12 protein-coding genes are annotated in these 11,106 nt (G+C 43.2%); 10 read left to right on the forward strand and 2 right to left on the reverse strand.

The genetic code is table 11. The features are described 5' to 3' along the window. Nucleotides 1-32: 32 nt before the first annotated feature. The 3 genes from NWP17_RS15865 (at nucleotide 33) to NWP17_RS15875 (ending at nucleotide 2,547) form a co-directional block, all read left to right on the forward strand. Nucleotides 33-971, forward strand: coding sequence for a homogentisate phytyltransferase (locus tag NWP17_RS15865; protein ID WP_280655837.1), 939 nt, complete (start codon nucleotides 33-35; stop codon nucleotides 969-971). Between the two features lie 4 nt (nucleotides 972-975). Continuing rightward, the gene (locus NWP17_RS15870; RefSeq protein WP_280655838.1) at nucleotides 976-1,452 is read left to right on the forward strand and encodes a tetratricopeptide repeat protein; all 477 of its coding nucleotides are present in this window, start codon (nucleotides 976-978) and stop codon (nucleotides 1,450-1,452) included. A 63-nt stretch (nucleotides 1,453-1,515) separates the two neighbouring features. Continuing rightward, nucleotides 1,516-2,547 (forward strand): hypothetical protein, encoded by a 1,032-nt coding sequence (locus NWP17_RS15875; RefSeq protein ID WP_280655854.1) that lies wholly within the window; start codon nucleotides 1,516-1,518, stop codon nucleotides 2,545-2,547. A 4-nt stretch (nucleotides 2,548-2,551) separates the two neighbouring features. Here NWP17_RS15875 and NWP17_RS15880 read toward each other — a convergent pair whose 3' ends face one another. Beyond that, a complete protein-coding gene (locus tag NWP17_RS15880; protein WP_280655839.1) occupies nucleotides 2,552-3,379 on the reverse strand; it encodes a carbohydrate ABC transporter permease in 828 nt (275 codons plus the stop codon). Between the two features lie 604 nt (nucleotides 3,380-3,983). On the opposite strand from NWP17_RS15880, the gene NWP17_RS15885 reads away from it, so the two are divergent. From NWP17_RS15885 to folE, 5 genes are all read left to right on the forward strand, one after another. After that, on the forward strand, nucleotides 3,984-4,679 hold the full coding sequence (locus tag NWP17_RS15885) for an aldehyde oxygenase (deformylating) (RefSeq protein WP_280655840.1): 696 nt from the start codon (nucleotides 3,984-3,986) through the stop codon (nucleotides 4,677-4,679). A 149-nt stretch (nucleotides 4,680-4,828) separates the two neighbouring features. Continuing rightward, complete coding sequence (locus NWP17_RS15890) at nucleotides 4,829-5,854, forward strand: long-chain acyl-[acyl-carrier-protein] reductase (protein ID WP_280655841.1); 1,026 nt, start codon at nucleotides 4,829-4,831, stop codon at nucleotides 5,852-5,854. Nucleotides 5,855-5,949: 95 nt separating this feature from the next. Further along, complete coding sequence (locus tag NWP17_RS15895; RefSeq protein WP_280655842.1) at nucleotides 5,950-6,933, forward strand: acetyl-CoA carboxylase carboxyltransferase subunit alpha; 984 nt, start codon at nucleotides 5,950-5,952, stop codon at nucleotides 6,931-6,933. A 197-nt stretch (nucleotides 6,934-7,130) separates the two neighbouring features. Continuing rightward, nucleotides 7,131-7,853 carry an SDR family oxidoreductase gene (locus NWP17_RS15900; RefSeq protein WP_280655843.1) on the forward strand — a complete coding sequence of 241 codons (723 nt, stop codon included), beginning with the start codon at nucleotides 7,131-7,133 and terminating at the stop codon, nucleotides 7,851-7,853. A 70-nt stretch (nucleotides 7,854-7,923) separates the two neighbouring features. Further along, nucleotides 7,924-8,628: a GTP cyclohydrolase I FolE gene (folE, locus tag NWP17_RS15905; RefSeq protein ID WP_280655844.1), complete on the forward strand. Its 705-nt coding sequence runs from the start codon at nucleotides 7,924-7,926 to the stop codon at nucleotides 8,626-8,628. Nucleotides 8,629-8,715: 87 nt separating this feature from the next. Here the strand turns inward: folE and NWP17_RS15910 are convergent, their stop codons facing one another. Continuing rightward, nucleotides 8,716-9,342: a phosphoribosylanthranilate isomerase gene (locus tag NWP17_RS15910; RefSeq protein WP_280655845.1), complete on the reverse strand. Its 627-nt coding sequence runs from the start codon at nucleotides 9,340-9,342 to the stop codon at nucleotides 8,716-8,718. 123 nt (nucleotides 9,343-9,465) lie between these two features. Between NWP17_RS15910 and psaK the strand changes: the two genes are divergently transcribed. Together psaK and NWP17_RS15920 are read left to right on the forward strand one after the other, a co-directional pair. After that, nucleotides 9,466-9,714, forward strand: coding sequence for a photosystem I reaction center subunit PsaK (psaK, locus tag NWP17_RS15915; protein ID WP_280655846.1), 249 nt, complete (start codon nucleotides 9,466-9,468; stop codon nucleotides 9,712-9,714). A gap of 163 nt (nucleotides 9,715-9,877) precedes the next feature. Continuing rightward, complete coding sequence (locus NWP17_RS15920; RefSeq protein WP_280655855.1) at nucleotides 9,878-11,074, forward strand: site-2 protease family protein; 1,197 nt, start codon at nucleotides 9,878-9,880, stop codon at nucleotides 11,072-11,074. Nucleotides 11,075-11,106 lie beyond the last annotated feature (32 nt).

The following is an 11,106-nucleotide window of genomic DNA, read 5'->3' on the forward strand; positions in this document are numbered from 1 at the left end:
CAAAATCCAAAATTGATGAATCCAAAATTTATATGAATCAAATTTCTCCTCCTTCTTCTCATTTTTCCCAGACTTGGCTTTATGCCTTTTGGAAATTCTCTCGCCCCCACACAGTGATTGGCACAAGTTTAAGTGTGTGGGGGTTGTATTTAATTGCCATTCCTATCACTGGCACTAGTTTTACCATTGAGCAATTAATTTCAGTCTTTTTTGCTTGGCTTGCCTGTTTGTGTGGCAATGTTTATATTGTTGGTTTGAATCAACTAGAAGATGTTGAGATTGACAAAATCAATAAACCCCACTTACCACTAGCATCAGGGGAATTTTCTCAGCACCAAGGAAAACTAATTGTTATTACTATGGGCATTTTGTCCCTGGTTTTAGCTTGGCTCACCGGTCCATTTTTATTGGGTATGGTAGCTTTAAGTTTAGCCATTGGTACTGCTTATTCTTTACCGCCCATTCGCTTAAAGCAATTTCCTTTTTGGGCGGCAATGTGTATTTTTTCGGTGCGCGGAACCATTGTAAATTTGGGGCTATTTTTGCATTTTAATTGGGCATTAGGAAAAACTCCTACAATTCCCGCAGCAATTTGGGTGCTAACGGTCTTTATTTTGATATTTACCTTTGCTATCGCCATTTTTAAAGATATACCGGACATGGAAGGCGATCGCCTTTATAATATTACCACTTTCACCCTCCAACTCGGACCCCAAGCAGTGTTTAATTTAGCCCTATGGGTGTTGACTCTTTGCTACTTGGGAATGATTCTAGTAGGTGTGTTGCGTCTTTCTGCGCTTAACCCAGCATTTTTAGCCATGACTCATCTAGTAGTATTAGTTGGGATGTGGATGCGAAGTTTAGCAGTAGACTTACAAGATAAAACAGCCATTTCCCAGTTCTACCAATTTATTTGGAAACTCTTTTATCTAGAATATATTATCTTCCCCATCGCCTGTATTTTAGCTTAAAACCATGTTAGAACATTTGTCAATCACTGATATTTTTCCCATAGCCTCCGTTGTTATTGCCCTAGTCATTCTCGGTTATTTTTCCTGGAAAACTTTGATCACTGCAAATCTTTTCCAAACCGGGGTAAATCTGTATGAAAAAAAAGATTATCAAGGGGCAGAAGCAGCTTTTCGTCGAGTAATTGCCATCAATTCCACCAATGACGTAGTGCGTTTATTATTGGGAGATATTTTAAAAGAGCAAGGTAAAGTCAAGCAAGCCACAGAGTTATACCAAGAAGTAATTGGTAGTAGTCCAAAAAATCCTGACGCTTACTTGCGAATTGCAAATATTTGTATCCAGGAAAATCAACCAGAACTAGCCAAAATTAACCTAGAACAAGCCCAGGACTTATTAAAAAAACAGCGCCAACCCCAAAGGGCTGAAAAAGTCGCTGATTTGTTAAATAAAATTACCGCTAAATCTCAAAAACAAATCTAGATTGCTCTCAGATTTAAAGTATGTAATAATAAGCCGATTGCATACAATAATTAGCTATCAATGGTGCAAGATACCGAATCCATCAAAGACTTGGCTGAGGCTTTGCAACAACCCGCAGACCTCAGCTTTGAATTACCCGACCCAGAAGATGAACAGATTTTAGAGTCAGACTTTCAGCAACAGCTGAATATAGCTTGGCAGGTATGCGATCGCTTTGACCTGCAAACGGAAATCTGGCGGGGGCGAATTTTACGCGCCATCCGTGACCGAGAGAAAAAAGGTGGTGACGGAAGGGGGACAGGATTCCTCAGATGGCTAAAAGAAAGGGAAATTAGTAAAAGTCAAGCTTACGCCTGGATTCAACTAGCTAACAGTGCAGACACTCTCCTAGAGGAAGGAAAACTTGACCCCAAATCAGTTAACAACTTTAGCAAACGAGCATTTATTGAAACCTCCAAAGCCGTCCCCGAAGTGCAACAGATGGTCAGTGAAGCCGCCCAAAAAGGCGAACAAATCACCAGGCGAGAAGTGCGCCAACTCACCGACGAATGGACGGCCATGTCCTCAGAATTACTACCAGAAGCAGTAAAGGTCAAAGCAGCAGACAACTCCCTCCCCCCCCGCTACATCGCCCCCCTGGTGAAGGAAATGGAAAAACTGCCAGAACCACACCAAAAGTTTATCCAAACAGAAATTAGTGCTAATCCTGACATTGATACCCTCAAACAAGTAACTTCAGAAGCACGTCACCTAGCTAAATATCTCAAATCTGCCGCCCAAGTCCAAGCATTGACAAAAGCAGACATTGACATTGAAACAGCTTTAGAAGAAGCCCAAAGAATCGGCTGTTTAAGTGTAGCCGCAGACCTGGTGAATCAAGCATCTCAGGTAGAACAAACCATAGCCAAGTTATACATGACCTGGAAACGCATCAGTAACTTAGCAGATCGGTTATATGTGGATACTGGTGCAAGTACACCCAATTTGCGATCGCTCCTCAGTTGCATCGAACCTCTAGGTGGTGAAGTCATGGAACTACAATTAAGCGGGAGTACTGAACACACTATCCGCCTGCAAATCCAAGAAACCAATTAATTCCTCAATTTTTAATCCCTGTGGTGGCTATACCGCGAATAAATTTACCCTGACCAATCAGGAATAGCACCATGACCGGCACAGTTGCTATGGTCACCGCAGCCATCATTAGAGGCCAGTTATTGGTAAATTGTTCTTGGAACTCCGCCAAAGCCAACTGTACCGTTCTCAATTCCGGTCTAGTCGTAAATACCAAAGGTTTAAACAAATCGTTCCATTCAGCAATAAAAGTAAACAAAAACAGCGTTACCAAGGCGGGACGGGCTAGAGGTAACATTACTCGCCATAAAATTTGTAGTCGGTTCGCCCCGTCTATGCTTGCTGCTTCTTCCAACTCCACGGGTATTGTTTGGAAATACTGACGTAACAGGAAAATCCCAAAGCCATTAACCCCAGTGGGTAAAATCAGCGCTCCGTAGGTATTGATCAAGTGTCCCCACTTTAAAACCAAGAAGATAGGAATCACCAATAATTGAAAAGGAATTACTAAAGTAGCCAACACCACTAGTAATAGCGCTTGTTTACCGCGAAACTTCAACCTAGCCAGAGCATAACCCGCCAAGGCAGAAGTTACCATTTGAAAAGCAGTAACGGCGATCGCTACTAAGGTAGAATTAGCAAATGCCAGTAAAAATTTACCTCGTTCCCAGGCATTGCGGTAATTAGCTAAAGACCAATTACTTGTGGGTCCAGCTTCCAGGGTAGCTCCTGGGGGTGCGAAAGAGGTGAAAAACACCACTAACAAAGGTAACAGGACAATCAACGCCCCTAGTAGCAGTACTCCTAGCCGGAAAAAATTGCTAAATTTTAGGTTCCAGTTGTTTTTAGACATGAGGTGAGCCAAATCAGGATTTGTGTTCTGTGACCGAAATATCAGCGGGGAGCAGAGCTACTGGCTTCAGACATGGGGGTTAGCCGTTGGCGATTTTAATCGCCTTCCCCATTCTTCAACTAATTGCCTTGCATCTAATACCTCTAATGTTCTACCATGCCCTAGGTGTTAAAACTACGGTGGTTTTTGTTTGAACTTCATCATGAAGTATTGGTATATTTTTTAATTTTCTTTGTCCTTTCATGGTTATCATTCTTAGATATACTATGTATACTAATTATAGTAGAGGCAATAAAAAGGAGGTCATGCAAGATTGTTAGTAATGGAGTGTAAAGCAATTGTTAAAGAAGCTCAAGCCAAAGCCATAGATTAAGCTATCAGAACATCTCAATTTGTGCGAAACAAAGCCCTTAGATACTGCATGGATAATCACGGTATTGGCAAAAAACAATTGTACCAGTACAACACTCAATTACGAGCAGAATTTAAATTTGTTAGTGTCAATTGTTAAGTTAAATTAAACCATAGTGATTATTACCCTCAATAAGCAGGGAATATCTAATTTTTGTATCAAATGATTCAAATTTACAGGATTAAGCACACCATGCAACAACTTGCAACCGAATTAGAAATTGATTTCCAGAGCGAAAAATACAAAGATGCTTACAGTCGCATTAATGCCATTGTCATCGAAGGAGAACAAGAAGCCTATGAGAATTACATCACCCTAGGGGAAATGCTCCCAGAATTGAAAGATCAACTGATCCGTTTATCTAAAATGGAAAGTCGCCACAAAAAAGGCTTTGAGGCTTGTGGGCGTAATCTAGAAGTAACACCGGATATGGAGTTTGCTAAAGAATTTTTTGCCAAACTACACCAAAATTTCCAAACAGCAGCAGCTGAAGGTAAAATAGTTACTTGCCTCCTGATTCAGTCTTTGATTATTGAATGCTTTGCCATCGCAGCATACAACATCTACATTCCCGTTGCCGATGATTTTGCACGCAAAATCACTGAGGGAGTGGTTAAAGATGAGTATAGTCACCTCAACTTTGGAGAAGTTTGGTTGAAAGAAAACTTCCCAGAATCCAAAGCAGAATTAGAAGCAGCCAATCGCCAAAACCTACCCATTGTTTGGCAAATGCTCAACCTAGTAGAAAAGGATGCCCAGAGTTTAGCAATGGAAAAAGAAGCTTTAGTAGAAGATTTCATGATTCAGTATGGTGAAGCTTTAAGTAACATTGGCTTTACCACCAGAGATATCATGCGAATGTCAGCCTATGGACTCACAGCTGCTTAATTAACCGCCTTCTGAGTGCTGAGTGGTAAGTTACACTACTGGCAACACAATCCTCAGTACTCATGATTTGTAATCAACTGTCGATTAAATTTATTTCCTGCCCACCTATTCAACGCTTTCGACAAAGCACACGCCTAATATATCAATACATGTTTGGTCTAATTGGACATTTGACTAGTTTAGAACACGCGCAAGAGGTAGCCAAAGAATTGGGTTACCCAGAATATGCCGATCAAGGTCTAGATTTTTGGTGCAGCGCCCCGCCCCAAATTGTTGATGAAATCTCAGTCACTAGCGTTACTGGACAGACAATTGAAGGCCGGTATGTAGAATCTTGTTTTTTGCCGGAAATGTTAGCTACTCGCCGCATCAAAGCTGCAACACGCAAAATTCTCAACGCCATGGCCCATGCCCAAAAGTATGGCATCAATATCACTGCTTTAGGGGGATTTTCCTCAATTATTTTTGAAAACTTTAAATTAGAGCAGTTTAGCCAAGTCCGCAACATCAAACTAGAGTTTGAACGCTTCACCACCGGCAACACTCACACTGCTTACGTGATTTGTCAGCAGGTGGAAAAAGCCTCTAAACAAATAGGAATTGATTTGTCGAAAGCGACTGTTGCTATATGTGGCGCAACTGGAGATATTGGCAGTGCAGTTACACGCTGGCTAAATATCAGAACAGATGTCAAGGAACTGTTGCTCATCGCCCGTAACCAAGAACGTCTCACAGAGTTACAAAACGAATTGGGGCGAGGAAAAATTATGGCTTTGGATGAAGCACTTTCTCAAGCTGATATTGTAGTTTGGGTTGCCAGTATGCCCAAAGGTGTGGAAATAGATTTTAAAGTATTAAAGCGCCCTTGTTTGCTCATTGACGGTGGCTATCCTAAAAACTTAGCTACTAAAATTCGCTATCCCGGTGTGTACGTGCTAAATGGTGGAATTGTAGAACATTCTCTTGATATTGACTGGAAAATTATGAAAATAGTCAATATGGAAGTGCCAGCACGCCAGTTATTTGCTTGTTTTGCGGAATCAATGCTGCTGGAATTTGAGAAGTTATACACTAACTTTTCTTGGGGACGTAATCAGATTACCGTAGACAAAATGGAGCAGATTGGTCAAGCATCAATCAAACACGGATTTAGACCCCTATTAGTTCAGTCGTGAGTCATGAATTAATAACAATACACTAAATCACAGCCTCTCCATACCCCAAGTCCCCAGCTTCCATAAGTCCCAACTCAACACTATTAACCCATACCATGGCAACTACTGAGCGTAAACCACTACTGTTAGATTTTGAAAAGCCACTAGCAGAACTGGCCAAGCGAATTGATCAAATTCGAGAACTTGCAGAAGAAAATGGCGTTGATGTTTCCGGAGAAATTCGCAAACTAGAAACACGCGCCCTGCAACTACGGGAAGAAATTTTCAGTAATTTAACCCCGTCTCAGCGTCTGCAAGTAGCTCGCCATCCCCGCCGCCCTAGTACTCTTGATTACATTCAGTCCATTAGTGATGAATGGATGGAATTGCACGGCGATCGCTGCGGAGGCGATGATCCAGCTTTAGTAGGTGGTGTAGGTCGTTTGGGCGGGCAACCAGTGGTCATGTTAGGTCATCAAAAAGGCCGCGACACCAAGGATAATGTAGCCCGGAACTTCGGCATGGCCTCCCCAGGAGGTTACCGCAAAGCCCTGCGCTTAATGGAACACGCCAACAAGTTTGGGATGCCGATTTTAACTTTTATCGACACCCCAGGGGCTTGGGCTGGTATTGAGGCCGAACATGAAGGTCAAGGAGAAGCCATTGCCTATAACTTACGGGAAATGTTTTGCTTTGATGTGCCAATTATCTGCACAGTCATCGGCGAAGGTGGTTCCGGGGGCGCTTTAGGTATCGGTGTAGGCGATCGCCTGCTCATGTTTGAACACGCCGTTTATACCGTTGCCACCCCCGAAGCCTGTGCTGCTATTCTCTGGAAAGATGCCAGCAAATCTCCTCAAGCTGCCGTGGCTTTAAAAATCGTTTCCCACGACCTGAAAAACCTAGGCATTATTGACGAGATACTCTCAGAACCCACAGGAGGCGCTCATGCCGACCCCTTACAGGCCGCCACAACTCTTAAGCAGAGCTTATTAGACAACTTAGACCAACTCAACCGCCTGACATCTCAAGAACGCCGACAACTGCGCTATGAAAAATTCCGCAAAATTGGTGTTTTTACTGAATCAGTACAGGGATAGTGAGAGAAAATAATTCTTTGGCTCATCAACAATGCTATAATGCCCCTGGCTACTTAGTTAGAGTAGCCATTTTTTGTATCGTGCAAATTAAGCTGATCATATGGCATAATTTCCCAGTTAAACATTTGTCAACCCCCAGTCTTGGATAATTGGCTGGTAGAAAAAGCTTTCAGAACTGCCAAACATTAGGAAAAAGCATGAGTTTTGAGAAACGACGCGCCCTGATTACCGGGGCTAGCAGTGGAATTGGCAAAGCAACAGCCCATTCATTTGCCAAGGCGGGAATTGATGTCGCCCTGGTCAGCCGTTCTTTGGATAAATTAGAAACAGTGGCAGCAGCAGCCAGGCACACAGGAGTAGCAGCTAAAGCCTACTCTCTAGACCTTGCCGATGTATCCCAGGTAAAAGCAAAAATTCAAGCCATCGCCCAGGATTTTGGCGGGATAGATATCTTAGTAAATAATGCGGGCATGGCATACACAGGCAATTTAAGTGAAACTCCCTTAGAAGATTGGCAGCAAGTCATCAACTTGAACCTGACCAGCCTATTTCAGTGCATCATGGGAATTTTACCCGGAATGCGCCATCGCGGCACAGGAACCATTATCAATATAGCCTCCATTGCCGCCAAGCAACCCTTTCCCGGTTGGGGCGCATACAGTGTGAGTAAAGCCGGTGTCATGGCACTCTCCCAAACTCTGGCACAAGAAGAGCGCCCCCACGGTATTCGCATCACCACCATTTGTCCTGGTGCTGTTAATACCGCACTATGGGACACAGAAACCGTCCATGCCGACTTTGACCGGACAAAAATGTTAACCCCAGAACTTGTGGCCCAATCAGTTCTCCACACCGCCTTACTACCACAGCAAGCCGTCATCGACGAATTGATCCTTATGCCCAGTGCTGGCGCTCTTTAAGTTGCTGAGTGTTACTTAACTTTGAAATCAGCAACACCAATAATTCCAACCATAATTGAGTAATTACATCATGACTATTGCTAGTTCCAACGGTTCCAACGGCTCTAAGTCCCCTCTCATCCCCGACTTAACAGAAGCTATCACCCCCAAACATGATGGTAACAACCATAATGGACAGCCGAATTTACACCCACCGTCCACGGAAGAAATGCAGTTAATGATGGATGGAGTAAAAGCACTCATAGTTGGTGTAGGAGAAGACCCCGGTCGAGAAGGACTGCTGAAAACACCCAAGCGAGTGGCAGAAGCCATGCGTTTTCTCACTAGTGGCTACCACCAATCCTTAGAAGAACTGGTCAACGGTGCCATCTTTGATGAAGGACATAACGAGATGGTGTTAGTCCGGGATATTAACTTTTTTAGCCTCTGCGAACACCATATGCTCCCCTTTATGGGTAAAGCACACGTTGCTTATATCCCTAACCAAAAGGTTGTGGGTTTAAGTAAACTGGCTCGCATTGTGGAAATGTATTCCCGTCGCTTGCAAGTCCAAGAAAGATTAACCCGTCAAATAGCCGAAGCCATTGAGACTATTCTCGAACCCCAAGGCGTAGCAGTGGTCATGGAAGCTACCCATATGTGTATGGTAATGCGCGGTGTCCAAAAACCCGGTTCTTGGACTGTTACCAGCGCCATGGTGGGTGTATTTGAAGAACAGCAAAAAACCCGTGAGGAATTTTTTAATTTAATTCGTCACCAACCAGGATTCTTTTAAACACTGGGCACAAAATTCCAGGCAACTAAACTATAACTGTAAATGATAAAACTCTTGTGGGGTGGGCATCCTGTCTGCCCTGTTATTTTAGCCCCTCAATTTCTTAAACAGCAGCGCCACCTTATCTAAATCCTTGTCTCCTGGCTTCACTTCTACACCGCTAGATAAATCTATCCCATCCGGTTTAACTTGATTCACAGCAGCCACCACATTATCCGGCGTTAGTCCCCCAGCCAACAACCAGGGACAACTAGGCTCAAAGTTCTGTAACATCTCCCAGTCCAGGGTGTGACCAGTACCTCCCAACTGTTGGGGATGATAAGCATCTAGTAGTAATGTATCTATATACTTAGTGTAATTAGCAGCTAGATTAAGATCCTCAAAACTACGAACTCTTAAAGCCTTAATAATTTCTATATTGCCTAAATTTTCACCTAATAATGAGCAAAAATCTGGAGATTCGTCACCGTGTAACTGAACACCAGTTAATCCAGAATCCTTAACTGTCTGGCTAATTTCCGCAATGCTACTATTAGCAAAAACTCCAATTCTGTCAACGTTTTTCGGTAATTGTCCCACAGCCCCTTGAATTTGCTCTATGGTAACGTAGCGAGGCGAGGAAGGTACACATATGAATCCTAGTGCGGTTGCACCAAGATTGGCGATCGCTACAGATTGTTTTGGTTGAGTAATGCCGCAAATTTTCACCCGCATATAAATTTTAGATGTTGGTAAGTTACAAAAGTAGAAGATTTACTAATTATTATTTTGAGTTGTTCTGTGGAACTTTATAATTTTGGAAGTCTACATTAATTTTGTCATTTAGGAGATACCAGTTTGATTTCATCATTACTAGCTGCCGCCTCCGTTCCCGTCACACCTGAATGGAGTCCCACAGTGGCTATTATCATTAGTGCCAGCAGCTTTGTAGTTCTTTTACTCACTCTCAAGATTCAGTATCCCCAAGTTGGCCCTAAGATGCCTGTGCTGCCCATCAGTATTCCTGCGTTTGTCGGTGCAATGGCTTTTGGTCATGTTATTGGCATTGGTATTGTTTTAGGTCTAACTAACATCGGTCGTCTCTAAGTTTGAAAACCTGGAAGTGGGTGATAACAGCTACTCTTGATGCGCCATTATCCCCACTGCCCAGTCAAGGAATGATTGATTTTAGCATATTGACCATAAAACGAGATGCAATCCCCTGGCTTTAGCCACAGTGGTATAATGGCCATAAAAGGAGGTAAATGTGATGAATAACAGGTGGCGCATCGGGTCTTTACTTGGCATCCCTCTTTTTTTAGACCCATTGTGGTTTGTAGTGTTAGCACTAGCTACCCTTAACTTTGGTATAGCTTACCAAGAATGGGGTGCTGCTATAGGTTGGAGTGCTGGAATAGTCATGGCACTGCTCCTGTTTGCCTCCGTATTATTGCACGAATTAGGGCATAGTTTGGCAGCGCGATCGCAGGGCATTAAAGTTAACTCAATTACCCTATTTATGTTTGGCGGTATTGCAGCCATAGAAGAAGAATCCAAAACTCCCGGAAAAGCATTTCAAGTAGCCATTGCCGGACCGTTAGTCAGTATAGCCCTGTTTTTGTTATTCAGTCTAGCCACCAAGATTACACCAGAAACTAGTCCCCTCACAGCAATGCTGACAGATTTAGCCGGAATTAACTTAATTGTCGCCCTATTTAACCTCATTCCCGGCTTACCTCTAGATGGGGGACAAGTTTTAAAATCGGCACTGTGGAAAATTACAGGTAACCGCTTTCAAGCTGTACACTGGGCCGCCACATCCGGGCAAATTCTCGGTTACACCGCCATTGCCATGGGGTTTGTTCTAGACTTTTTCACAGGAGAATTAGTTACGGGTTTGTGGATTATCTTACTAGGTTGGTTTGCTGTCCGTAATGCTAACACCTATGACAGAGTTACCACATTACAAGAAACCTTACTCAACATACTAGCTAGGGAAGCCATGACTCGTGATTTTCGCGTAGTCGATGCTAACCAAACCTTGCGCGCCTTTGCTGACTCCTACCTATTAGACACCAACGCCCCAAATACTTACTTTGCTGTAGCTGATGGACGTTACCGGGGTATGGTGGCCATTGATGACTTACGCTTAGTAGAACGAAGTGAGTGGGAAAACCGAACCCTGGACAGTATCGCCCATCCCTTAACAGAAATTCCCACCCTACCTGAATCAACTTGTTTAGCTGAAGTGATCAACAAGTTAGAAAATGAACACCTGTCTCAAATTACCGTGCTTTCACCAGCAGACACAGTAGCAGGCATAATTGACAGAGGGGATATTGTGCGAGAATTGGCACAAAAGTTAAAATTACCCATCACCAACGAAGAAATTAAGCGTATTAAACAAGAAGGTAGCTATCCCCCAGGTTTGCAACTAAGCGCCATTGCCAAATCAGCCACCAGTTAACTTGATTAACTCTGAGTGTACCGAGAAGCGAT

The sequence above is a fragment of the Chrysosporum bergii ANA360D genome, from assembly GCF_029891735.1.
GTDB lineage: Bacteria > Cyanobacteriota > Cyanobacteriia > Cyanobacteriales > Nostocaceae > Umezakia > Umezakia bergii.